This window comes from Rahnella sp. P4_A8, from assembly GCF_056402435.1.
Genome location: NZ_JBFUHK010000012.1, coordinates 32,110 through 56,266, shown reverse-complemented (window position 1 = coordinate 56,266; position 24,157 = coordinate 32,110). Strand labels below are relative to the sequence as shown.

The 24,157-nt window shown below is 52.5% G+C and carries 17 protein-coding genes and 1 riboswitch; of the genes, 6 read left to right on the top strand and 11 right to left on the bottom strand.

All coding sequences use genetic code 11. From position 1 onward, the window contains the following. Nucleotides 1-60: 60 nt before the first annotated feature. The 3 genes from rluA to AC1DUO_RS09140 form a co-directional block, all read right to left on the bottom strand. Nucleotides 61-762 carry a bifunctional tRNA pseudouridine(32) synthase/23S rRNA pseudouridine(746) synthase RluA gene (gene rluA / locus AC1DUO_RS09150; protein WP_015690474.1) on the bottom strand — a complete coding sequence of 234 codons (702 nt, stop codon included), beginning with the start codon at nucleotides 760-762 and terminating at the stop codon, nucleotides 61-63. A 66-nt stretch (nucleotides 763-828) separates the two neighbouring features. Further along, the gene (rapA, locus tag AC1DUO_RS09145) at nucleotides 829-3,726 is read right to left on the bottom strand and encodes an RNA polymerase-associated protein RapA (RefSeq protein ID WP_013577037.1); all 2,898 of its coding nucleotides are present in this window, start codon (nucleotides 3,724-3,726) and stop codon (nucleotides 829-831) included. 211 nt (nucleotides 3,727-3,937) lie between these two features. Further along, nucleotides 3,938-6,343, bottom strand: coding sequence for a DNA polymerase II (locus AC1DUO_RS09140; protein ID WP_255563052.1), 2,406 nt, complete (start codon nucleotides 6,341-6,343; stop codon nucleotides 3,938-3,940). A 238-nt stretch (nucleotides 6,344-6,581) separates the two neighbouring features. Here AC1DUO_RS09140 and AC1DUO_RS09135 point away from each other — a divergent pair, with 238 nt between their 5' ends. Further along, on the top strand, nucleotides 6,582-7,349 hold the full coding sequence (locus AC1DUO_RS09135; RefSeq protein ID WP_112150996.1) for a DedA family protein: 768 nt from the start codon (nucleotides 6,582-6,584) through the stop codon (nucleotides 7,347-7,349). On the opposite strand, the gene thiQ is transcribed toward AC1DUO_RS09135, so the two are convergent. From thiQ to sgrR, 4 genes are all read right to left on the bottom strand, one after another. Further along, nucleotides 7,339-8,049, bottom strand: coding sequence for a thiamine ABC transporter ATP-binding protein ThiQ (gene thiQ / locus AC1DUO_RS09130; RefSeq protein ID WP_013577034.1), 711 nt, complete (start codon nucleotides 8,047-8,049; stop codon nucleotides 7,339-7,341). The genes AC1DUO_RS09135 and thiQ overlap by 11 nt on opposite strands. Further along, nucleotides 8,033-9,643 carry a thiamine/thiamine pyrophosphate ABC transporter permease ThiP gene (thiP, locus tag AC1DUO_RS09125; RefSeq protein WP_013577033.1) on the bottom strand — a complete coding sequence of 537 codons (1,611 nt, stop codon included), beginning with the start codon at nucleotides 9,641-9,643 and terminating at the stop codon, nucleotides 8,033-8,035. Before thiP ends, thiQ begins: the two co-directional genes overlap by 17 nt. Next, nucleotides 9,619-10,602 carry a thiamine ABC transporter substrate binding subunit gene (gene thiB, locus AC1DUO_RS09120; protein ID WP_477987104.1) on the bottom strand — a complete coding sequence of 328 codons (984 nt, stop codon included), beginning with the start codon at nucleotides 10,600-10,602 and terminating at the stop codon, nucleotides 9,619-9,621. Before thiB ends, thiP begins: the two co-directional genes overlap by 25 nt. A gap of 43 nt (nucleotides 10,603-10,645) precedes the next feature. Next, a riboswitch (TPP riboswitch) is annotated at nucleotides 10,646-10,775 on the bottom strand. A 40-nt stretch (nucleotides 10,776-10,815) separates the two neighbouring features. Then, on the bottom strand, nucleotides 10,816-12,477 hold the full coding sequence (gene sgrR, locus AC1DUO_RS09115) for an HTH-type transcriptional regulator SgrR (protein WP_112197245.1): 1,662 nt from the start codon (nucleotides 12,475-12,477) through the stop codon (nucleotides 10,816-10,818). 102 nt (nucleotides 12,478-12,579) lie between these two features. On the opposite strand from sgrR, the gene sgrT reads away from it, so the two are divergent. From sgrT to AC1DUO_RS09100, 3 genes are all read left to right on the top strand, one after another. Next, nucleotides 12,580-12,765: a glucose uptake inhibitor SgrT gene (gene sgrT / locus AC1DUO_RS09110; protein ID WP_037033442.1), complete on the top strand. Its 186-nt coding sequence runs from the start codon at nucleotides 12,580-12,582 to the stop codon at nucleotides 12,763-12,765. Between the two features lie 160 nt (nucleotides 12,766-12,925). Then, on the top strand, nucleotides 12,926-14,089 hold the full coding sequence (locus AC1DUO_RS09105) for an MFS transporter (protein WP_037033441.1): 1,164 nt from the start codon (nucleotides 12,926-12,928) through the stop codon (nucleotides 14,087-14,089). 227 nt (nucleotides 14,090-14,316) lie between these two features. Beyond that, a complete protein-coding gene (locus AC1DUO_RS09100) occupies nucleotides 14,317-15,009 on the top strand; it encodes a hypothetical protein (protein ID WP_013577028.1) in 693 nt (230 codons plus the stop codon). Between the two features lie 283 nt (nucleotides 15,010-15,292). On the opposite strand, the gene leuD is transcribed toward AC1DUO_RS09100, so the two are convergent. From leuD to leuA, 4 genes are read right to left on the bottom strand one after another with little or no spacing between them, the layout of a single operon-like run. Continuing rightward, entirely contained in the window at nucleotides 15,293-15,895 is a 603-nt protein-coding gene (gene leuD, locus AC1DUO_RS09095; RefSeq protein WP_013577027.1) for a 3-isopropylmalate dehydratase small subunit, read from the bottom strand. Nucleotides 15,896-15,905: 10 nt separating this feature from the next. Next, nucleotides 15,906-17,306: a 3-isopropylmalate dehydratase large subunit gene (gene leuC / locus AC1DUO_RS09090; RefSeq protein ID WP_013577026.1), complete on the bottom strand. Its 1,401-nt coding sequence runs from the start codon at nucleotides 17,304-17,306 to the stop codon at nucleotides 15,906-15,908. Between the two features lies 1 nt (nucleotide 17,307). Then, a complete protein-coding gene (gene leuB / locus AC1DUO_RS09085; RefSeq protein WP_013577025.1) occupies nucleotides 17,308-18,399 on the bottom strand; it encodes a 3-isopropylmalate dehydrogenase in 1,092 nt (363 codons plus the stop codon). A 2-nt stretch (nucleotides 18,400-18,401) separates the two neighbouring features. Next, nucleotides 18,402-19,991: a 2-isopropylmalate synthase gene (leuA, locus tag AC1DUO_RS09080; RefSeq protein WP_119262111.1), complete on the bottom strand. Its 1,590-nt coding sequence runs from the start codon at nucleotides 19,989-19,991 to the stop codon at nucleotides 18,402-18,404. 739 nt (nucleotides 19,992-20,730) lie between these two features. Here leuA and leuO point away from each other — a divergent pair. After that, nucleotides 20,731-21,678 (top strand): transcriptional regulator LeuO, encoded by a 948-nt coding sequence (gene leuO / locus AC1DUO_RS09075; protein WP_477987099.1) that lies wholly within the window; start codon nucleotides 20,731-20,733, stop codon nucleotides 21,676-21,678. 289 nt (nucleotides 21,679-21,967) lie between these two features. Then, nucleotides 21,968-23,764 (top strand): AMP-dependent synthetase/ligase, encoded by a 1,797-nt coding sequence (locus AC1DUO_RS09070; RefSeq protein ID WP_477987097.1) that lies wholly within the window; start codon nucleotides 21,968-21,970, stop codon nucleotides 23,762-23,764. Nucleotides 23,765-24,157 lie beyond the last annotated feature (393 nt).

Sequence of the window (24,157 nt, the reverse complement as noted above, 5' to 3'; positions counted from 1 at the left end):
GATGGTAATGTAATACATATTACTTAATAGTGATTGAAGAAAAATGTATTATTTGAATGGTTAAAAATCCGGCTCGCAGTTAAATACCAGCGGCGCATCGGTTATCGGATGATAAAACGATAATTCCTGTGCGTGCAGTTGCAAACGACCGGCCGCTGCCAGCGCCTGCGGATGGGCATAGAATTTATCGCCCAGAATCGGATGCCCGAGCGCCAGAAGGTGCACGCGCAACTGGTGCGAACGTCCGGTGATCGGCCGCAGTTTCACCCGCGTTGTGCCGTCATCATCCCATGACATCACTTCATACTGCGTCAGCGCTTTCTTGCCGGTCTCGTGACAGACCTTCTGTTTCGGCCGGTTAGGATAATCGCAAATCAGCGGCAAATCGATAATGCCGTAATCTTCTTCAACCCGTCCCCAGACCCGCGCGATATACACTTTCTTGGTTTCGCGTTCGCGGAACTGGCGTTTAAGTTCACGCTCAGCGTCTTTGGTCAGCGCCACCACGATCACGCCGCTGGTGGACATATCCAGACGATGGACGGACTCAGCCTCAGGAAATTCCTGCTGAATACGCGTCATCAGGCTGTCCTGATGCTCGGCCAGCTTGCCCGGCACGGAAAGCAGCCCGCTCGGCTTATTGACCACCATGATGTGTTCATCCTGAAAAATCACCTGTAACCAGGGATCGGTCGGCGGATTGTAATTCTCCAGCGGCCGGGTTTTCGACGGTTCAGGGATAGTCGGTTGATGTTCGCTCATAGCGGTTTCAGTCTGCATTCAGGTTGAAATAAATAAGGGATGCAGACCGGCTGCATCCCGTCGGGCTTACTGATGGCTGACCACCACCAGGCGGATCGCATCCAGACGCCAGCTGGCATCGTTCAGATTCGCCAGCACCTGCTTACGGTTAGAGTCTACCGATTCCAGTTCGTCATCGCGAATGTTCGGGTTCACTTCTTTCAGCGCTTTCAGACGATCCAGTTCTTTGGTCAGTTGCTCGTCAGCTTCCACTTTCGCTGCTTCAATCAGGGCGCGCGCCTGATCGGCAATTTCCGCTTCTGCCTGTTGCAGCATGGCGTGAACATCCTGCTGCACGGCATTCACCAGTTTACTGGAGTTGTGACGGTTGATGGCATTCAGCTGACGGTTAAAACTCTCAAATTCAACCTGAGCCGCCAGATTGGTGCCTTTACGATCCATCAGCATACGCACCGGTGTCGGTGGCAGGAAACGGGTCAGTTGCAGATGCTTCGGCGCCTGACATTCCACCACGTAAACCAGTTCCGCCAGCAAGGTACCGACCGGCAGCGCTTTGTTTTTCAGGATCGATACCGCACAACTGCCGGTATCACCGGAAAGGATCAGATCCAGACCGTTACGCACGATCGGATGTTCCCAGCTGATAAACTGTGCATCTTCACGCGAGAGCGCCTGTTCACGATCGAAGGTCACGGTGCAACCGTCTTCCGGCAGACCCGGGAAATCCGGCACCAGCATGTGATCAGACGGCGTCAGGACGATCAGGTTATCGCTGCGATCTTCCTGATTGATGCCGACGATATCGAACAGGTTCAGCGCAAAGTTGACCAGGTTAACGTCGTTATCCTGCTCGCCGATTTCCTTCGCCAGTTGTTGAGCACGTTCGCCACCGTTGGAATGCATCTCCAGCAGGCGGTCACGGCCATTTTCCAGCTTCTCTTTCAGCGCGTCATGTTCGGCGCGACATGTAAGAATGAACTCGTCCAGACCTTCCTGCGCGGCAGGTGCCGCCAGGAACGCAATCAGTTGCTCATAAGCGCTGTCGTAAATGGTGCGGCCAGTCGGACAGGTATGTTCGAATGCGTCCAGACCTTCATGGAACCAGCGAACCAGTACCGACTGCGCGGTCTGCTCGAGGTATGGCACCATGATGTCGATATTGTTTTGCTGGCCGATACGATCCAGACGCCCGATACGCTGTTCCAGCAGATCCGGGTTGAACGGCAGGTCGAACATCACCATCTTGCTGGCAAACTGGAAGTTACGGCCTTCGGAGCCGATTTCAGAACACAGCAGAACCTGCGCGCCTTCTTCCTGGGAAGCAAAGTAAGCGGCGGCGCGGTCACGTTCGATGATCGACAAACCTTCGTGGAACACAGCAGCACGGATCGCTTCACGCTCCCGCAGAACCTGTTCCAGTTGCAATGCAGTGGCGGCTTTAGCGCAGATCACCAGTACTTTTTCGTCGCGGTTGGCGGTCAGATAACCGAGCAGCCATTCGACGCGCGGATCAAAGTTCCACCAGGTGGCGTTCTCGCCTTCAAATTCCTGATAAATCTGTTCCGGATACAGCATGTCGTGCGCACGGGCTTCGGCGGTTTTCTTCGCGCCCATAATGCCCGAGACTTTTATCGCGGTCTGATACTGCGTCGGCAGCGGCAGTTTCACTGCATGCAGATGACGTTCAGGGAAACCTTTCACGCCATTACGGGTGTTACGGAAGAGTACGCGGCTGGTACCGTGACGGTCCATCAGCATGGAAACCAGCTGTTTCGCTGCGGCTTCGTCGCCTTTATTGGCGGCGGTCAGCAGGGCATCGGTATCGGCATTGCCGACACTTTCACCCAGCAACGCCAGCGCTTCCGGCGTCAGCGGTTCTTTGTTGAGTAACAGGGTCACGGCATCAGCCACCGGCTGGTATTGCTGCTGTTCTTCGATGAATTCTTCGTAATCGTGGAAACGGTCCGGATCCAGCAGGCGCAGGCGCGCAAAGTGGCTTTCCTGTCCCAGTTGCTCCGGCGTAGCGGTCAGCAGCAGAACACTCGGGATTTGCTGGGAAAGCTGTTCGATAACCTGATATTCGCGGCTCGGCGCGTCTTCGCTCCACACCAGATGGTGGGCCTCGTCGACCACCAGCATATCCCAGGCCGCATCGGATAACTGCTCGAGACGGGATTTATTGCGGCGCACGAAATCAAGGGAACAGATCACCAGTTGTTCAGTTTCAAACGGGTTCGTTGCTTCGTGGATGGATTCAGCGTAGCGATCGTCGTCAAACAAAGAGAAGCGCAGATTGAAGCGGCGCAGCATTTCTACCAGCCACTGGTGCTGCAGGGTTTCTGGCACCACGATCAGTATGCGTTCGGCACGGCCGGACAACAGTTGCTGATGAATAATCATGCCCGCTTCGATGGTTTTGCCCAGACCCACTTCATCGGCGAGTAAAACGCGCGGCGCATGGCGCTGACCGACTTCATAAGCGATGTGCAACTGATGTGGGATCAGGCTGGCACGCATACCGCGCAGACCGCCGAATTCCAGACGGAACTGTTCACGCTGATATTTACGGGCGCGGAAACGCAGGGCAAAACGGTCCATACGGTCAATCTGACCGGCGAACAGACGATCCTGCGGTTTGCTGAAGGTCAGTTTGCTGTCGAGCAGCACTTCGCGCATGGCAACGCCGGTTTCTTCTGTGTCCAGACGGGTGCCGATATAGGTCAACAGACCTTTGTCTTCAACAACTTCTTCGACCTGCAACTGCCAGCCTTCGTGACAGCTGATGGTATCACCGGGGTTGAACATCACGCGGGTGATCGGGGAATCATTTCGGGCATACAAACGGTTTTCACCGGTGGCGGGGAAAAGCAGGGTGACCATGCGCACATCCAGCGCGACTACGGTTCCTAATCCTAATTCGCTTTCCGTATCGCTTATCCAGCGTTGACCTAATGTAAACGGCATAATTTCTCTCTGTGTTGTGTGCTCTGTATACGGCGACTGCGCAATGCTTGTTCAGCCCGAGAGGTTTCACGGGCAATAGTTTTCTTTCCCCGCCTGGAGGCGCGGAGTAATTCACTGTGTGAGGATGATTCAGAAATGGGAAAGGGCGCTATGGTAATGGAAGGTAAGCGTTTCGTCACCTGTGAATCACAAGAGCTGCGCCTTCTTTTGTTTAAAATAAGCCCATCTGACCTGTAATCAGTGTAGCAAAGTCATCGTGAAGGAAAGGTAAAATGCCATCGGCGACCGGCTCGAGCTGACGCTCGATGTAGTGATCGTAATCGACAGGCGACTGACGGTTTTCCAGCGGCTCCGGGCCGGAAGTGGTCATCACGTAGCTTATCCAGCCACCATTCTGATACTGCTTTGCCCGGCCATGAAGCGCGTTATAGTCATCGGCCAGCCGCGCGGCGCGAACATGCGGCGGCACGTTTTTTTCATAATCACTCAGTTTGCGCCGCAGGCGTTTGCGGTACACCAGTTTGTCATCAAACTCGCCACTGAGCGTGCGTGCTACATATTCGCGCACGTAATCCTGATACGGCTGGCGGTGGAATATGCGTTGATACAGCTCCTGCTGAAATTCCTGCGCCAGCTTCGTCCAGTCGGTGCGTACAGTTTCCAGCCCTTTATAAACGATGTGCTCACCGTCGGCGTCATTCACCAGCCCGGCATAGCGCTTTTTGCTGCCGGTTTCCGAGCCACGAATGGTCGGCATCAGGAAACGCTGATAATGGGTTTCGAATTCCAGCTCGAGTGCGCTTTCCAGCCTGTATTCCTGTTGCAGATGGGCTTTCCACCAGGCATTAACCCGCTCCACAAGATGGCGGCCGATAACGTCGGCGTCTTCCTGTGAATGGGCTTTATTCAGCCAGACAAAGGTGGAATCAGTGTCACCGTAAATCACCTGATAACCTTCGGCTTCAATCAGTTCGCGGGTCTGACGCATAATGTCGTGCCCGCGCAGGGTAATAGAAGAAGCCAGACGCGGATCAAAGAAGCGGCAGCCGCTCGAACCGAGCACACCGTAAAACGCGTTCATGATGATTTTCAGTGCCTGCGAGAGCGGTTTGTTTTTCTGCTTCTTGGCTTCTTCGCGACCCATCCAGATCTGGCGGACAATTTCCGGCAGGCAATGTGTTTCCCGCGAGAAGCGGGCGTTGCGATAACCCGGCACCGAATGTTCATCGTCCGGTTGTTGCAGCCCGGCAACCAGTCCGACCGGGTCGATCAGGAAGGTGCGGATAATCGACGGGTACAGACTTTTATAATCGAGCACCAGCACCGAATCGTACAAACCGGGACGCGAATCCATCACAAAACCGCCGGGACTCATTTCGCCCTGCAATTCGCCCATATTGGGCGCGACGTAACCGGCGCGGTGCATGCGCGGTAAATAAAGATGGGTAAAGGCCGCCACTGAACCGCCGCTGCGATCCACGGCCAGACCGGTGACCGAGGCGCGTTCCAGCAAAAACGGCATCAGTTCAGTTTTGGCAAAAATACGCGTCACCAGTTCGCAGTCTTTCAGGTTATAGCGTGCCAGCGCCGGTTTATCTTCCCGAAAACGTTGTTCGATTTCGGCCAGCCGCTGATAAGGATTATCGCTGGCTTTGCCTTCGCCTAATAAACTTTGCGAGACGAATTCCAGGCTGAACGAGTTGAAGTTCCAGAACGCCGATTTCAGTGCTTCAATGCCGTCGATGATCAGACGACCCGCAGCGGCAGCAAAAAAGTGCCCCTGTTTGAAACCGTGTTCACGCCATTCCAGTTCACCGCCGCCGCGCCCGAATTTCAGCGGGATTTTGTAGCGGTCGGCGTGTTTTTGTAAAACCCGCAGGTCAAACTGCACTACGCTCCAGCCGATAATGGCGTCGGGATCATAGATTTCCAGCCACTCATTGAGTTTTTCCAGCAACTGCGGGCGGCTGTCGACGTAAACCATGTTGAAATCAAATTGAGCATTAGGATCGCCGTTCGGCGGGCCGAGCATATACACGTGGCGCTGCCCGCAGCCTTCCAGCCCGATGCAGTACAACTCGCCGTTGCCGCTGGTTTCGATATCCAGAGAACACAGTTTCAGCGGCGGGCGGTAGTCCTCCGCCGGTTTCATTTTGGTGTCCATCAGCAGCTTGTCCGGCCCCGGTTTACCGCTGAACCACACCGGTGCGGTGATATAGCGTTCCATCAGGAAGCGTTCCGGCGGGCGGATATCCGCTTCGAAAACACTGACGCCATTTTCTTTCAGCAATTTTTCAATCCGCATTAACTGCCGGTGTTGCGGGCAGTAAAGCCCAAGAACGGCGCGGGAATGGAAATCCTGCAACGGCAACGGACGCAGACTGATATTTTTTTCATCAATGAGAATGCGCTCCGCCGCCGCGCGTTGTTCGGCCGGAATAAACGCCACCGATTCCTGTAAAGGCAGGCGCACTTTCTGCGGACCTTCGTCGGTCGCCAGCCACAATTCCACCTCGGTACCGCGCGGCGCGTCGCGCCAGTGGCGGGTCAGCACAAATCCCTGACGCGGCGGGGTGTCAGTGGCAGCAGAAGCGGGACGGACAAAGGTGGAAGTGATAAGCGCCTCGGAACGGTAAAGATGAACAGATAAGGAATCAGAACAGAGTATGGTTATTTATACAGTCTTTGTCTATGGCTCAGGTTTCTGCCAAATACGCATACAATTACCCGGTTGACTGTGATAGTTCATGCGCTGACAATTCAGCCGATTGATGTATTTACTACAATGAGAATGCAGAAAACTCACACTTGTCTCATTTATCTGCGCAATTGGCGCAACTGAATTCTGGGAAGATATGGAAGCCTATCTACAACATCTGGTCGCTCAGTCGGTGGGCTTGGCATTAATTATCGTCGCGGTGGTGGCTTTCTTCGAGTCGCTGGCGCTGGTGGGCCTGATCCTGCCGGGTACCGTCATGATGGCGACGCTCGGGACGTTGATCGGCAGCGGTCAGGTGGGGTTGTACGAAGCCTGGCTGGCGGCGGGGCTGGGATGTTTCTTCGGCGACTGGGCCTCGTATTTCATTGGCCGCGGTTTCAAGGAGCCGCTGCATCGCTGGCGCTTCCTCAAACGTTACCAGTTATTACTGGATAAAACCGGTTATGCGCTGGATCGCCATAGTTTTGCGACGGTGATTATCGGGCGTTTCATCGGACCAACACGCCCGCTGGTGCCGATGGTTGCCGGTATGCTGAACCTTCCGCCTTACAAATTTGCACCGCCGAATATTATTGGCTGCATCACCTGGCCACCGGTGTATTTCCTGCCGGGCATTCTGGCGGGCGTGGCCATTGATATTCCGGCCAGTCACAACAGCTCGGTCTTTAAATGGATGCTGTTTGCCGCCGTGGTGCTGATCTGGCTGAGTGCCTGGTTGCTGTGGCGCTGGTTCCGTTCGGGCAAAGCTTCACCTGATGCGATGACAAAATGGTTGCCCTTAGCGCGTCTGCGCATCGTCTGTGTGCTAAGTCTGGTCGCAACCGCAGTGAGTCTGGTGATGTTAAGCGAACAGCCGATGATGCCGGTTTATGGTCATTTGCTGTGGCAAGTGATCACCCGCTGATCCCCGGCATTATCCCCAACACGCTGGCCTGCGGCGCACTGCCGTCGGTCAGTGCCTGCGTCGGCCCGTCGTAAAAAATCCGGCCATCGACGATCAGCAACGTGCGCGGCGCGATCCGTGCCGCATCATCCAGATTGTGCGACACCATCAGCAGCGTGAGATGGCGTTGCTCACATACCTTATCCAGCAACGTCAGCATCTCACTGCGCAGTGCCGGATCGAGTGCTGAAAAGGGCTCATCGAGCAATAAAACCGGCTGACTGCGCAGCAGGCAACGGGCGAGCGCGACACGCTGACGCTGGCCACCGGAAAGTTGCGATGGCAGCCGGTCCAGACATTCAGTCAGCCCGACCTGTCGGGCAATTTCTTCCAGTTCCTGCTTCTGCTGCGCGGTAAGTTTCAGCCCCGGATGCAATCCCAGCCCCATGTTCTGACGCACCGTCAGATGCGAGAACAGATTATTTTCCTGAAACAACATCGACACCGGACGTTTTGCCGGTGGCGTCACGCTGTGATCTGCGCCGTTGAGCAGGATCTGCCCGCTGACCGGTGCCAGAAAACCGGCGACCAGACTCAGCAGGGTACTTTTCCCGGCGCCGCTCGGGCCGAGGATTGCCACACGTTCACCGGCGTCGATCTGTAAATCGAAGCGCATCGGCAGATGTTCGTACAAATACGTCAGTTTATTCAGCGTCAGCATGGCGGCCCGGCAGTTTCTCAATCAGGGTGAATAACAGGAAGCATAGCAGCAGTAATAACAGCGCCGTCACCGCGCCGTCCTGGCTGCGGTAGGAACCAATCTGCTGATACAGATAAAACGGCAGGGTGCGGAAATTCTCGTTGCCGAACAAGGCAATCACACCGAAATCCCCCAGCGAAAGTACACAGGCGAAAGCCAGTGCCTGTGCAATCGGGCGTTTCAGTGCGCTGAGTTCAACCCGGCGCAGCCGCTGCCAGCCATGCATATCCAGCGAAAGACACAGCAGCGTGTAGCGTTCTGCCACGTCGCGCATCGGGTTATCCAGCACTTTTAATGCATAAGGTACGGCCATCAGCGCATTCGTGAGGATCACCAGCGGCCACGGCGATTGTGGTAAACCGGTGGTATCGCCGAGCAACAGGAAGAAACCGGTCGCCAGCACAATACCCGGCATCGCGAGGATCAGCATGCCGCTCAGATCCATCGCCTGCGCCCAGCTATTTCTCTTGCGTAACCGCAGTTCGCGGCTGCTCCACAGCAGCATCATGGTCAGCAGCACACACAATAATCCGCTGCCGAGCGCGATACGCACGGATGTCCATAATGCCTGCCAGAGCGCGGGTTGTTGCAAAACACCGACCGCTGCCCGGTTTATGCCATCGGTAATGACGGCGAGTAACGGCGGCAGGATCAGCAACAACGCCAGGCCAATCAGTACGGCATCGGCGATGCGCCGCAACCAGGAATCGTCAGGATTACGCCAGCGCTGAGAATGCGTTTGGCCCACCGGCAACGCCTGACTGAGTTTCTGACTGAGCAACACCAGCGCCAGGCAACAAAACAGCTGGATCAGGGCCAGCGTGGCGGCGCGGCTTAAATCGTAGTCGTAACTTAGCGCCTGATAAATGGCGAGTTCAATGGTCGTTGCCTGCGGACCGCCACCCAGTGAAAGCACCGTGGCGAAGCTGGCGAAACACAGCATAAAGATTAAGGCGGCGGCGGGGAATATCTGCCGGCGAATGGCAGGCCATTCCACAAAGCGGAATTGCTGCCAGATATTCATGCCGAGTTGTGCGGCGAGCTGGCGCTGCTCAACGGCGATATTTTCCAGTGCCTGCACTAAGAGCCGCGCTGCCAGCGGCAGATTGAAAAACACGTGCGCCAGCAAAATGCCCTGTAAACCGTAAGGCGAGAAACGGTAATCCATGCCCAGCCAGCCGCAAATTTGCGCCAGCCAGCCCTGTCTTCCGTAGACACTGAGAATGCCAAACACCGCCACCAAAACCGGCAAGACCAGCGTCATCGCACATAAACGTAATAACAGCTGACGGCCGGGGAAACGGCGGCGGAACAAGGTGCGTGCCAGCAAAATTGCGGGCAGCACCGAGCAAAGCGCTGAAAGCAGCGCCTGCCAGAAAGTAAAGCGGATCACATGCCAGAGATAAGGATCGTGCCAGAGCGATGCGCCGCTTATCTGTGGCGCATGACGCCACAGAGAGCCTAAGGCCAGTACTGCCACCAGCAACATAGCCAGTGACGCGATGACGCCCGGCAACAGCCAGCGAGGGATCAATGGCTGACGGCGTTCTGCCATGCCTGGATCCATTGTGAACGATGAGTAGCGACATCCTGTGCGCTGTATTGCAGAGATTTGGCCGGAATCGTCAGTTGTTTAAAAGCGTCAGGCAGCGGGGTATTCACCACCGGATACATCCAGTTGCCGGTCGGGATCACTTTCTGGAAATCTTCCGTGGTGACGAACTTCATGAACTGTTCAGCAAGTTTCGGTTGCTTGCTGTTTGCCAGCTGGCCCGCCACTTCGACCTGCATGTAATGCCCTTCGGTAAAATCGGCTGCGGCGTAGTTATCTTTCTTCTCTTCGACAATATGGTATGCCGGAGAGGTGGTGTAGCTCAGCACCAGGTCGCTTTCACCTTTGAGGAATAAACCGTAAGCCTCGCTCCAGCCTTTAGTGACGGTGACAGTTTTCTTCGCCAGTTTTTCCCACGCTTGCGGCGCTTTATCGCCGTAGACTTTTTGCATCCACAGCATCAGGCCCAGACCCGGTGTACTGGTGCGTGGATCCTCATAAATCACTTTCCATTTCTGGTCGCTGTTGATCAGCTCATCGAGGCTTTTTGGCGGATTCTTCAGTTTATTTTTGTCGTAGACGAAGGCGAAATAACCGTAATCGTAAGGCACGAAAGTGCTGTCATTCCAGCCGCCTGGCACCGTCAGTCTGGCGTTGATTTTCGGTGCTTTGGCGAATAAACCGGTTTGTTCAGCGGCCTGCAACAGGTTGTTATCCAGCCCCAGCACGATGTCGGCTTTGCTGTTTTTACCTTCCATCCGCAGACGGTTGAGCAAAGACACGCCATCTTCCAGCGCCACGTATTTCAGTTCGCAGCCGCATTGGGCTTCAAAGGCTTTTTTAATGGCGGGACCGGGGCCCCAGTCAGCAGAGAAAGAATCGTAGGTATAAACCGTCAAAACAGGTTTTGCCGCAAATGCAGGTGCAGAAAGTAACAGCAGGCAGGACAGTAATTTTTTCAACTTTGCGCTCCAAAAAAATGAAAGGGCAAAGGATTTTGAGTAAGCATCGCGCAGTCTCAAATCCCTCCGCCGGGATTAACCGGATCAGGTTCGACGGGTTTCAAATCTCAGCCAAACTTGCTCACGGCGTTTACATCGCAGATTTAACAAGTCGGGCACCCCGTTGAGAACGGATGTCATTCTAGTGATTAACGGCGCGATGCGATAGTCCGATTAACTGTCCGGTGGGGCAAACCAGGCGGATTTAAAGTCGAACCAGCCGAGGGTGTTCATACGCACACCGCGCATACTGCGTTGCCCCTGTAGCACCAGCCAGTGATGGAACAGGGGATGGATCTGATGGCTGACCGTCTGTTTCTGGCTCCATTTCGCCATCGATAAATTCCCGGCGTGCCACAGGGCGGCATCGTCGTTCATCTCTTCGCTAAAGCAATGCTTTGCCAGCGGCAATTCGTAGAAATGCGCGAACAGTGAAAACTCCAGCGGCAGGGTGAAGTTGGCACTGCCGAGCCACAGATCACTTTTGGCATCGCCGCGGTGCCAGACTGCGTAATCCACTATCTGAATAATCAGTTCGATACCTTCTTCCGCCAGCAACGGGCGCAGGGCGTTGCAGATCGCCTGATGTTCGGAATGCTCGCCGTAAAATGTCAGCGTTACCTGCGTCAGGTTTTGCGGTTTGGGCGGACGTGGCCGGGGCGCTTTGTGATGCCATCGCGGCAGCAGGCCATACGCCGGAGACCAGTAGCGCTGGTAAATCGGTTCGGCATTATTCAGTAAGGCGATGGGATTGAGTAAATCGCACAACCACTGGCGTGTTTCTTCAGATTGTCCGACCGGCGAACGCTGGTCAAATAACAGGAAATAGCAGCCTTCTTCAAGGCGACTTTCCAGCTCGCTTTTGCCTGATTCATCGGCCTGAAGCTGTACGCCGGAATGCACCAGCTCTTCACTCAGTTCCGGTAATACCCAGATATTCACCTCGTCGATCAGTGCCCGGAAGCCAAAATAATCGTCAAAGGCGCGGATGCGCAGCTGTGTTTTCAGATTACGCACCACGGCGTAAGGGCCGGTGCCGACCGGATGGCGGGCAAAATCAGGCAGTGACTGCCATTCCTGCGGCAGGATCATCGCGTGGATATTGCCAAACAACCACGGCAGCCAGCGGTCGGGTTCATTCAGGTGGATATCTATGACATTCGCCGTGGGCGTCGTGACTGATTTCAGGTTGCTGAACAGCGGATGCGTTTTCAGGCGAATAAACGTGGCGATAATATCTGCCATCTCGAGTTCGCGACCATGATGAAAATGAATGGCGGGGCGCAGATAAAACCGCCAGTGCAGCGGCGAAACTTCCTGCCAGTGATGGGCTAAATCGCCTTCCGCTTCCCCATTTTCCTCATTTATGCGTGTCAGGCCGCTAAAGATTTGTCTGGCAATGTGGGTTTCTGAACGGCGCAACATGGTGCCGGGCAGCAGATTCATCAGCGGGCGATAATACAGTACGCGCAGAATATGTTTGCCCTGACGGAAACTGCGACCGAGCTGGGACAGCAGCATCTGGCGCACCAGGGTTTTGTCGCCGACCAGTTGTACCAGCTGATCAATGCTGTCCTGTTCCAGCAGCTCTTCAGCGCGCTGTTGCTGGAGTGCCAGCCCGGTATAAAGAAATTTCAGCGTGGATCGTTTGCCGCGTCCGGCCTCTGCATCCCACGTCAGCCAGCCCTGTCCCTGCATGGTGCTGAGCAACGAGCGCATGTGTCTGCGTGAACAGTTCAGGACTTCTGACAGTGCCTGTAATGTCGTTTCAGTTTCTTCACCGTGACAGCTTTGCCATAAGCGGATGAACTGTTGTTGCAAACGGGATGAGGACATAAAAGAGGAACTCCGTGGCCGATCTTCATCAATTTATCTTTCCTCATATTACGCCGATACTGTTTCTCAACGAAAGCCTGTTGTGAACAACCGGAGATCATCATGAAACGCAGTCTGAACGCCCGTTTCTATCAGCGTTATTTTGAAGCCATCAAAAAAAACGCCTCTAAAAATCATGCAGACTGGCTGTCCTGGGTTCCGGTGCAGTACCGTCTGGATATTCTGTCCCGTCTCACGCAGTGGGATATGGAAACGATGGACGACGAGCAATACCGCCGGCGACTGTGACTTCAGGTCTGACTAAATTCGATTTTCTGAGTAATGGTGTATTGTCACCAGCCAGTGAGGAAACTCACTGGTTTTTTTATGCTCATTTTCCAGAACCGACTGAAACTTCGCTACACTGTCTGTCTTGCTTTATCTGCATTCATTTCTCAGGGACGACGTCATGTCAAAACCTCGTTTTAATCGTATTTATGTCACCTTTCTGGTGGTCTCCTTGCTGTGCGGCGTGGCGGGTGCATTACAGGCGCCGACGCTGAGTCTGTTTCTGACCAACGAAGTGAAGGTCCGTCCGCTGTGGGTCGGCTTCTTTTATACCGTTAACGCCATCGCGGGGATCGCGATCAGCTTTCTGCTGGCTAACCGTTCCGATAACAAAGGCGACCGGCGGAAATTGCTGATGTTCTGCTGCCTGATGGCGATCGGCAACAGTCTGGTCTTTGCCTTCAGCCGCGATTATCTGGTGCTGATCACTGTCGGTGTGTTGCTGGCAGCGATAGGTAACGCGTCGATGCCCCAGCTCTTTGCACTGGCGCGGGAACATGCGGATCGCTCCGCCAGTGAAGTGGTGATGTTCAGCTCGATGATGCGTGCGATGCTCTCGCTGGCCTGGGTGCTTGGCCCGCCGCTGTCGTTCATGGTGGCGTTGAACTACGGCTTTACGCCAATGTACCTGAGTGCGGCAGCGGTGTTTGTCGGCAGCATACTGATGATCCTGTTTTTCCTGCCCTCAGTACCACGCCTTGAACTGCCAGTGGACGAAAAAGTAGTGCATGCCAGCGCCTGGCGTAACAAAGATGTTCGTCTGCTGTTCTTTTCTTCTTTGCTGATGTGGACCTGCAATATCATGTATGTCATTGATATGCCGCTGTACATCACCAGCGATTTGGGCCTGCCGGAAGGGCTGGCAGGCTTGCTGATGGGGACGGCGGCCGGGCTGGAAATTCCTGCCATGTTGCTGGCCGGGTATCTGGTGAAACGTACCGGCAAACGCAAGCTGATGCTGTATGCCGTGGCGAGTGGTGTGATTTTCTATGCCGGACTGGTGGCGTTTCAGTTCAAGGCGGCGCTGATGATCCTGCAACTGTTCAATGCGATTTTCATCGGCATCGTGGCGGGGATCGGCATGCTGTATTTTCAGGATCTGATGCCGGGAAGGGCAGGTTCAGCGACTACGCTATTCACCAACAGCATTTCCACCGGTGTGATTTGCGCGGGGTTGCTGCAGGGCTTTATCGTGGAAAACTTCGGCCATTATCCGGTCTACTGGGCAGCAACTGTGCTGGCGGTGGTGGCGCTCGGGCTGATGTATAAAGTCAAAGATGTTTAAATGACGTAAGGTTAATGAGCGATTTATTCGCTCTTTAACCTATTCAACTGAATAATATATTCCGTTTTTTGCTTGTTCCGGCAACGTCTTAATAATTTTGAAATATCTGTTTTTATCCTGCAAAGATTAATGTTTTAAGTACTTCGCATCCTCTTTACCTGTATGGCTAATGAAAAGTATTTTCTATAATATCGTCTTTCTTAAAATTCTAATGCAGGGTGTTAAATATGATTCCAGTTGTACTTATCAGGAAAACATATAATTCATTTATTGATGAGAAAAAATCTGAGGGCTGCTGTATTGGGTTATGCCTGACGTGGCTGGGCGATATATTAAAAGAAAGGCCGGTACAACAAAGGGGGGGCTGGTTTTCCGGCTGGCTTTCCGGTTGGTTCTCCACGCCACTGACACCTGACAAGAAAGCCTTAATCCCCTCTGATACTGCGAAGCTGAGGCTATTGCTTGAACGTTCATACCGGCGGCACGAGAGCTATCTGAGGAGCTGCAAGGAGAGTCAGCAGGATCCGAAACGTCAGACAGGACGCCATCAGGTCTTTGTTAATTATAAAAATTTCCGTCAGGCAGAAAAGGAAAGAATAACTGGCGTTCCCGGTTTACAGTATCGTCTGATAACACGTAATGATTTCATGTTATTTAACGGGGTAAACAGTTTTGGTCAGGCTCACCCTCTCACCGGGGCGATCATTGCTTTCCGGTTTTCTGAGGTACCGGGTGAGGTTGGCTATCATGCCGTTGCGGCGTTTCGCTACAGTGCTTCGGAATGTTTTTTTCTCGATCCCAATTTAGGATTATTTAAAACATCCTCTTCTTATCCTATGTTAGATATTACTAAATATATTAAAAAAGTATATAGAGAGGCTGTTCCATTAATGGAGTTTATAGTTTCTAAGAAAAGCTAATTAAATGGTGGCCGATATTTGTGCATTCGCCGTTGTTGAGTAAAAATATTAGAAGTGTTTTGAATATGATTAATGTTATTTCCATCGAAAAAAATTATGGTTCAGTCGATTTTTTATCAGGCAAGTACCAGGATCCCATCGCTGTAAGTGAAATAATCGTGACAAAGAAACTGAAGACAGGATGACTATGCAGGGGTAACTTTGCAGAGGCTTTCGGGGATGCCTGAAGGCTGATGAAGAAAGCGGGGCTGGGCCCGCCTTCTTCATCGTTTACAGATAATGATCATTGCATAAACGCAGGCTGATTCTTCTCGTAGCCGGAGATATTTTCTTCGTGCTGCAAGGTCAGACCGATGCTGTCCAGACCGTTGATCATGCAGTGACGACGGAAGCTGTCGATGACAAACGGATAGCTTTTATCGCCCGCTTTAACAGTCTGCGCTTCCAGATCCACTTCGAACTGAATGCCTTCGTTAGCTTTCACCAGCTCAAACAGTTCATCCACTTCGGCGTCGCTCAGCGTGATTGGCAGCAACTGGTTGTTGAATGAGTTACCGTAAAAGATATCGGCAAAGCTTGGCGCGATCACAGCATGGAAACCGTAATCGGTCAGTGCCCATGGCGCATGTTCGCGGGAAGAACCGCAGCCAAAGTTTTCACGTGCCAGCAAAATGCTCGCGCCTTTGTAGCGCGGTTTGTTCAGCACGAAATCAGGATTTGGCACCTGACCGGCATCGTCCAGAAAACGCCAGTCATTAAACAGATGCTGGCCAAAACCGGTACGGGTGACTTTCTGTAAAAACTGTTTAGGAATGATGGCATCGGTATCGACGTTAGCTGCATCCAGCGGAACCACCAGACCGATGTGTTGGGTAAATTTAGCCATGGTGTTTTCCTCAGTTCAGTTCACGGATATCAGCGAAACGGCCGGTGACCGCCGCCGCTGCCGCCATTGCCGGGCTGACCAGATGCGTGCGACCGCCACGACCCTGACGGCCTTCGAAGTTACGGTTGCTGGTAGACGCGCAACGTTCGCCCGGTTCCAGACGGTCATTGTTCATCGCCAGACACATAGAACAGCCTGGCAGACGCCATTCAAAGCCCGCTTCGATGAAGATCTTATCCAGCCCTTCTTCTTCCGCCTGCGCTTTTACCGGGCCGGATCCCGGTACCACAATGGCCTGTACGCCGTTCGCCACTTTACGGCCTTTGGCCACCGCTGCCGCAGCGCGTAAATCTTCGATACGGGAATTGGTGCAGGAGCCGATGAACACTTTATCAATCGCCACGTCGGTCAGTTTAATGCCCGGCTGCAAATCCATATACGCCAGCGCTTTTTCCGCTGAGGCACGTTCTACCGGATCGGCAAAGGATGCCGGGTCAGGGATGGTCTGATTCACGGCCATCACCTGACCCGGGTTGGTACCCCAGGTGACCTGTGGTGCGATTTCAGACGCATCCAGCGTAACAACGCTGTCGAACTTCGCCCCATCTTCGGTTTTCAGGGTTTTCCAGTATTCGACCGCCGCGTCCCAGTTCTGATCTTTCGGCGCAAACTGACGGCCCTTCAGATAAGCAAACGTAGTTTCATCCGGTGCAACCAGACCGGCTTTCGCCCCCATTTCGATCGCCATGTTGCACAGGGTCATACGACCTTCCATGCTTAACGCTTCAATCGCTTTACCGCAGAATTCCACCACGTGACCGGTGCCGCCTGCGCTGCCGGTTTTCCCGATAATCGCCAGAACGATATCTTTCGCTGTGATACCGACAGGAGCTTCGCCGGTCACTTCAATTTTCATGGTTTTGGCGCGACCCTGTTTCAGGGTTTGTGTCGCCAGAACGTGTTCAACTTCCGAAGTCCCGATACCGAAAGCCAGTGAGCCAAATGCGCCGTGCGTGGCGGTATGGGAATCACCGCAGACAATCGTCATTCCCGGCAACGTCATGCCCTGTTCAGGGCCGATAACGTGAACGATGCCCTGATACGGGTGATTCAGGTCATACAACTGCACGCCGAATTCAGCACAGTTCTTGATTAATTCCTGCATCTGGATGCGCGCCATTTCGCCGCTCGCATTGATGTCTTTAGTTTGCGTGGACACGTTGTGATCCATGGTCGCAAAGGTTTTACCTGGCTGGCGAACCTGACGGCCCATCGCACGCAAGCCGTCAAACGCCTGCGGAGAGGTCACTTCGTGAACCAGATGGCGGTCAATGTATAACAATGGCGTTTCGTTTTGCGCTTCGTAAACCACATGCGCATCAAACAATTTCTGATACAGAGTTTTGGCCATGTTATGCCCCTTCTTTCACAAAGCGGGCAATGATATCGCCCATTTCATTGGTACCCAGCGCCTGCTGACCGTTAGCTAAATCGCCGGTGCGGTGGCCTGCTTCCAGTGCTTTATTAACCGCCTGCTCGATAGCATTGGCTGCATCATCAGCACCCAGACTGTAACGCAGTAACAGTGCGGCGGACAAAATTTGTGCAATCGGGTTGGCAATGTTTTTACCGGCGATATCCGGGGCTGACCCCCCCGCAGGCTCGAACAGACCAAACGCCTGCTCGTTCATGCTGGCAGAAGGCAACATCCCCATCGAACCGGTGATCATCGCGCATTCGTCCGACAGGATGTCGCCGAATAAGTTTGAACACAGCAACACGTCAAACTGCGACGGATCTTTAATCAGCTGCATGGTCGCGTTATCGATGTACATGTGGCTCAGGCTGACATCCGGGTAATCTTTAGCGATTTCGTTAACCACTTCACGCCACATAATGGAAGTCTGCAACACGTTCGCTTTATCGATGGAGGTCACTTTGCTGCGGCGTTTGCGCGCTGATTCAAAGGCGATGCGGGCGATGCGTTCAATCTCAAAACGGTAATACACTTCGGTATCAAATGCTTTCTCGTGCATGCCCTGACCTTCGCGACCTTTAGGCTGACCGAAGTAAATACCGCCCGTCAGTTCACGAACACACAGAATGTCGAAGCCTTTTGCGGCGATATCGGCACGCAACGGACAAAACTCTTCCAGCCCCTGATACAGGCGGGCAGGGCGCAGATTACTAAACAACTTGAAATGTTTGCGCAGTGGCAATAATGCGCCACGCTCAGGCTGATCGTTTGGGGGCAGATGTTCCCATTTCGGGCCACCCACGGAGCCGAAAAGAATCGCATCAGCTTGTTCACAACCGGCAACGGTCGCTGGCGGCAACGGGCTGCCATGTTTGTCGATGGCTGCGCCACCCACATCGTATTCGCTGGTGGTGATCTTCAGGCCAAAACGCTGACGTACTGCGTCCAGAACTTTATATGCCTGGGCCATGACTTCCGGGCCAATTCCGTCTCCGGGTAAGACGGCAATATGATGGGTCTTGCTCATGTTCACACCGTTTCCTGATTATTTTGAATGTTGTTGTGTTGCTGACTTGTCTGCTGCAAACGTTGTTTTTCGATCTCAACTTGTTTGCTGCGCCAGATGTTATTCAGTACGTGTACCATCGCTTTTGCGGAGGATTCGACAATGTCTGTCGCCAGCCCGACACCGTGGAAGCGGCGGCCATTGAAGGAGACGACCACGTCAACCTGACCCAGAGCATCGCGGCCCTGACCTTTGGCGCTCAGCTGGTATTTCACCAGTTCAATCTGATAACCGGTGATGCGGTTGATAGCCTGATACACGGCATCTACCGGACCGTTGCCGGTAGCGGCTTCGGTAATGATTTCTTCGCCACAGGCCAGATTGACTGACGCAGTGGCGGTAATTTTTGAGCCGGACTGCACGCTGAAGTTATCCAGACGATAGAATTCAGGTTCTTCCTGCTGCTTGTTAATGAAGACCAGTGCTTCTAAATCGTAGTCGAAAACCTGACCTTTTTTGTCGGCCAGCTTCAGGAACGCGGCATACAGATGATCCAGATTGTAATCAGCTTCTTTGTAGCCCATTTCTTCCATGCGATGCTTAACGGCAGCACGACCGGAACGGGAAGTCAGGTTCAACTGAACCTGATTCAGACCGATGGATTCCGGGGTCATGATTTCGTAGTTTTCACGGTTTTTCAGCACGCCGTCCTGATGGATCCCGGAGGAGTGTGCGAAGGCGTTAGAGCCGACAATGGCTTTGTTGCCCGGGATCGGCATGTTGGTTATCTGGCTGACAATCTGGCTGGTGCGGTAGATTTCTTTGTGATTAATGTTGGTGTGAACGTTCATGTAGTCGCTGCGGGTGCGGATCGCCATGATCACTTCTTCCAGCGCAGTGTTACCGGCGCGTTCACCGATACCGTTCAATGTGCCTTCAACCTGGCGCGCACCGGCCTGTATCGCGGCGATGGAGTTACCGACAGCCATGCCCAGATCATCGTGGCAGTGAACGGAAATAATCGCTTTATCAATGTTTGGAACACGCTCATACAAATTGGTGATGATTCCACCGAACTGAACCGGCGTCGTGTAACCCACGGTGTCAGGAATGTTGATGGTGGTCGCCCCGGCTTTGATTGCAGCTTCGACCACGCGGCACAGATTATCCAGCGGGGTACGGCCGGCATCTTCGCAGGAGAATTCGACGTCGTCAGTGTAATTACGGGCGCGTTTCACGGAATGCGTGGCCATTTCCAGCACCTGATCAAACGAGCGCTTCAGTTTGGATTCAATGTGCAGGGTAGAAGTGGCCAGGAAGACGTGGATTCGGAAAGCTTCTGCGACGCGTAATGCTTCGGCAGCGGCGTCGATGTCACCGTCCACACAGCGGGCCAGACCGCAAACACGGCTATTTTTAATCTGGCGTGCGATAGTTTGTACGGACTCGAAATCGCCGGGAGAGGAGACCGGGAAGCCGACTTCCATCACGTCAACGCCCATTCTTTCCAGCGCCATTGCAATTTGAATCTTCTCTTTAACACTCAGGCTGGCTTGTAACGCCTGTTCACCGTCACGCAGCGTGGTATCGAAAATAATGACTTGCTCGCTCATGGGTTATTCCTTGTCTGCTTTTACTTTCGCGCCCTGCGGGAGATAAAAAAAAACCCGCGCATCGGCGCGGGTTTATTGTCTGTGGAAGTTGAATCAGTTCTGATTTTCGCCCACTGGCTTACCGCGCAAATATTCTGCGTTGAGTAGTAGGCCTAGGAGACGGGTCATCATGAACATGTGTTTCAGCTTCTCATCATCGGGTGGTCAGAACGGATATCGTTCAAACAGTGACTAAAGTGATACGGGAATGTGTGCGGTATGTCAACCTTCACTGTGTGGAAATTCCAGAAAATCGCCAAAATGATATTGAATCTCATTTAGCATAAAACACTGGCGTCGCGGAGGTACTCGGGATGAAGGTTTTAAAGGGGGGCGGAAAAATAAGAACAAAAAAAATGCACCCGCCCGGGGGCACCTGGATAAATACTCTATTTAATACAGTGAATTAAAAATGATTTAGTATGGCTTAACTTATTATTCATTTTTAGAATGTTGTTTACGGAAATATTTTGCTGTTTGATATCATCAGTTTCTTTGTGGGAAATAAAATTTGTATTTCTGTTTCTGATTATTGGAAACAAAAATTCATATTTTTCTGAAAATAAATTGATGAGAATTTGCTGCGTTTTCTCTGCCAATATTTATGTTCCCCAATACCATCTCAATGCTGCGCTTTACGAAATAGATTATTGAAGATAATCATTTTATTTGGATTCGAATGTCTATTATGAGGGATATCATGTCTGACGCCGATACAGAAATACAACCTAAAACCGTTGAGGCAGAAACGCACCTTCGCAATGTTGATTTAAATTTATTAACGGTTTTTGATGCCGTCATGCAATTACAAAATATTACACGTGCAGCCAATATGTTGGGGATGTCCCAGCCAGCGGTCAGTAATGCCGTTGCCCGTTTGAAAGTGATGTTTAATGATGACTTGTTTGTGCGTTTCGGGCGCGGGATCCAACCGACGATGCGCGCACGTCAACTGTTTGGCCCGATCAGACAGGCTTTGCAACTGGTGATGAACGAACTGCCGGGGGCAGGTTTTGACCCTTATCTCAGCACACGCCAGTTTAATGTCGCTATTTGCAGCCCGCTCGATAAACGCTTCACCAGCCTGGTGCTGAAGGCCGCCGAAGAATTATCGCCGGGTGTCAGTGTTAAACTGCAAACGATTGTTAACGATGATATTGAACATCAGCTGCGTTACCAGAATATAGAATTTGTGATCAGTTATCGTAAATTTGAGCGTGCTGATTTTTGCAATCATGCCTTATTTAATGATGAGCTGGTTCTGGTCGCGGCGCAAAATCATCCCCGTATCAGTCCGCATATGTCTGATGAAAAGTATCTGAAAGAAAAACATGCTGTCATGATGATGGACCGCTTCTATTCTTTCAGTTCACCTTATTACGACGACTCTGAGTTAGTTTCGCTGATTTCCTATCAAGGAACCGATCTGTTCAGCGTTATGGAAATTGTCTCCAAATCCGAGATGGTTGCACTGGTGCCGCGCTGGCTGGCACAGGCAAATGCAGGAATACTTAATTTATCCGTCATTCCATTGCCGTGGATGAAAAATACGCTGACTTGTTATCTTTCCTGGCACGAATCATCCAGCAAAGACAAAGGTAATATGTGGATGAAAACATTATTGAGCCAGTGTGTTGTTTCTCTGTAATCAGTCAGTCATTACGACTTTTTTGGCAGAGGTGATCGCAGCGAAAGCGGCTGCCTGTTCTTTATCAGATAGTTTTTTATCCTGCAGGTTTTTTTCTCCTCGTTAGAGTCCTGCAGGTTTTTTTTGTCTTAGAAATTCCGCGTTATATTTCCAAAACCCTGCTGCAGCTCCTACAATTTCATTTCGCCTTGCAATCTTTGTCGGTAGACTGCGTTAAATCTTTGTAACAGAGCAATGCAGTCAGCTCCCTCCTTTTACTGACTACGCTGGACGCCGGTATAAACGCTCAATGAATCCAACCTTAAATAATTACCATCTGATTTCCCGTTTTCGTCAGCAAGTCGTTGCCCGCGCTGAACAGACTGCATTTCGCGAGTGGTCGCCAGCGGCAGAATCTGCCCTGACCTGGCGTGAGCTGGGCGAGAAAGTGGATGCCTTATCCGACGTGTTATTGCAGGAGCAAGTGGGCGTTCAGGAACGGATCGCCATTTGCGGGAATAATTCGATGGCCTGGGCGACAGCAGATCTTGCGATCCTGCAATTGCGTGCTGTCACCGTGCCGGTTTATGCCACCAATACACCCGCGCAGTCCGCATATGTACTCAATGATGCGGATGTCCGTATTTTGTTTGTCGTCGGTCAGAAACAATATGACGCGGCGGTGGCTGTGCGTGATCTCTGCCCGCAGCTGAAACACATACTGGTGCTGGACAATGATGTCGATTTACGTGGCGTACCCATTGCCCGGCATGTTTCAGGCGTTGTTCCCCGGGATGCTGCTCTAGCTGCTGAGCGTGAAGTGCGGGTGAATGCCCGTGACCTGAGTGATCTGTTCACGCTCATCTATACCTCGGGCACCACCGGAGAAGCAAAAGGCGTGATGCTGGATTACCGCAGCATGGCGACGCAACTGATGCAGCATGAAAGGCGTCTGAGCATTTCGGAGCATGATGTTTCCCTTTGTTTTCTGCCGCTGGCGCACGTTTTTGAACGCGCATGGAGTTTCTTCGTGATGCATTGCGGTGCGCAAAACGTCTTCCTGCGCGAAACTGATCTGGTGCGTGATGCTTTGCAGGCCATTAAACCGACAGTAATGTGTGCGGTACCGCGCTTCTATGAAAAAGTGTTCAGCGCGATCCACGACAAAGTCTCTCGCGCGGGAACCCTCAAAAAGCGGCTTTTCCACTGGGCCGTCGGGCAGGGCAAAGAGAAGTTTTTGATCGAGCGCCGTGGCGAACGTTATCCGTTCTGGCTGGCGCCTGCGCATTTTCTCGCCGATAAACTGGTGCTAAAAAAGCTGCGTGATTTGCTGGGTGGCAATCTGCGTTTTCTGCCTGCCGCCGGTGCAAGTCTGGACGACAATGTCATTCTGTTTTTCGAATCACTCTGTCTGAAAATCAAATACGGCTACGGCCTGACGGAAACGTGCGCGACGGTGACCTGCTGGGAAGAAAATGATTTCCGCTTTGGTTCTGTCGGAACGGCGTTACCAGAGATTGAAGTGCGGATCGGCGAGGAGAATGAGATTCAGGTTCGCGGCCCAACACTCCTGCGGGGTTACTTCAATAAACCGGAAGAGACGGCGGCCAGTTTCACTGCCGACGGCTGGTTTAAAACCGGTGATGCCGGGAAAATGGATGCACAAGGGAATGTGTTTATTACCGAACGACTCAAAGATCTGATGAAAACGTCGGGCGGAAAATACATTGCTCCGCAGCGTATCGAAGGCACGCTGGTGCAGGATCGTTATATCGAGCAGGCGGCAGTCATCGCCGATGAAAGGCACTTTGTTTCTGCGCTGATCGTGCCTGATTTTGATGTGCTGAACGTCTATGCCCAGGCGCACCGTATTGATTATTTCAATCGCGCCGGACTGGTGAAAAACGAGCAGATCCTCTCGCTGTTTGCCCACCAGCTACGCGAGATTCAGCATGATCTTGCTGGTTTTGAGCAGGTGAAAAAGTTTGTGTTGCTGACCAAACCTTTCACGATGGAAGCGGGTGAACTGACCCCGACCCTTAAACTGCGCCGCAAAAATATTTTCAGCCGTTATCAGAAGGAAATCGATCAGCTTTATCAGGAGTAATGCTTCATCTGCCCGTTTCATCACTTTCCTTTCTGAATCACCGGCGTATGTCACTTCGCCGGTTTTCTTCCCTCGTTTTAGTTTCAGGTCCGCTATGGACATAATTTAATACTGTAATTTTTCCAGCCTTCCTGATATTTCTGACTGGTTAGTGCTCACAGGCAGTGTTTTGTCCCGAGCGGGAGAATGAAGGCAGTGCGAGGCGATAAAATCATGTCTGTGCAGAATTTTTGGCGTTTGCCTGACTCCGGTTCTGACGCTAAGGTACTGAGTTAGATTCTTGAACGCCAATAAGAACAGCAGGGTTTTGTGAGCCCGATAGAAAGTCCTAAAATTCAGCAATTTATCTTTAAATTGCTGCTGATAGAACAGCTAGCTGAAACACAAGTCATC

Excerpts from the sequence above, each read along its gene's own strand:
- rluA (WP_015690474.1), bottom strand. The coding sequence starts at position 762 with ATGAGCGAACATCAACCGACTATCCCTGAACCGTCGAAAACCCGGCCG.
- rapA (WP_013577037.1), bottom strand. The coding sequence starts at position 3,726 with ATGCCGTTTACATTAGGTCAACGCTGGATAAGCGATACGGAAAGCGAA.
- AC1DUO_RS09135 (WP_112150996.1), top strand. The coding sequence starts at position 6,582 with ATGGAAGCCTATCTACAACATCTGGTCGCTCAGTCGGTGGGCTTGGCA.
- thiQ (WP_013577034.1), bottom strand. The coding sequence starts at position 8,049 with ATGCTGACGCTGAATAAACTGACGTATTTGTACGAACATCTGCCGATG.
- thiP (WP_013577033.1), bottom strand. The coding sequence starts at position 9,643 with ATGGCAGAACGCCGTCAGCCATTGATCCCTCGCTGGCTGTTGCCGGGC.
- sgrR (WP_112197245.1), bottom strand. The coding sequence starts at position 12,477 with ATGTCCTCATCCCGTTTGCAACAACAGTTCATCCGCTTATGGCAAAGC.
- sgrT (WP_037033442.1), top strand. The coding sequence starts at position 12,580 with ATGAAACGCAGTCTGAACGCCCGTTTCTATCAGCGTTATTTTGAAGCC.
- AC1DUO_RS09105 (WP_037033441.1), top strand. The coding sequence starts at position 12,926 with ATGTCAAAACCTCGTTTTAATCGTATTTATGTCACCTTTCTGGTGGTC.
- AC1DUO_RS09100 (WP_013577028.1), top strand. The coding sequence starts at position 14,317 with ATGATTCCAGTTGTACTTATCAGGAAAACATATAATTCATTTATTGAT.
- leuD (WP_013577027.1), bottom strand. The coding sequence starts at position 15,895 with ATGGCTAAATTTACCCAACACATCGGTCTGGTGGTTCCGCTGGATGCA.
- leuC (WP_013577026.1), bottom strand. The coding sequence starts at position 17,306 with ATGGCCAAAACTCTGTATCAGAAATTGTTTGATGCGCATGTGGTTTAC.
- leuB (WP_013577025.1), bottom strand. The coding sequence starts at position 18,399 with ATGAGCAAGACCCATCATATTGCCGTCTTACCCGGAGACGGAATTGGC.
- leuA (WP_119262111.1), bottom strand. The coding sequence starts at position 19,991 with ATGAGCGAGCAAGTCATTATTTTCGATACCACGCTGCGTGACGGTGAA.
- leuO (WP_477987099.1), top strand. The coding sequence starts at position 20,731 with ATGTCTGACGCCGATACAGAAATACAACCTAAAACCGTTGAGGCAGAA.
- AC1DUO_RS09070 (WP_477987097.1), top strand. The coding sequence starts at position 21,968 with ATGAATCCAACCTTAAATAATTACCATCTGATTTCCCGTTTTCGTCAG.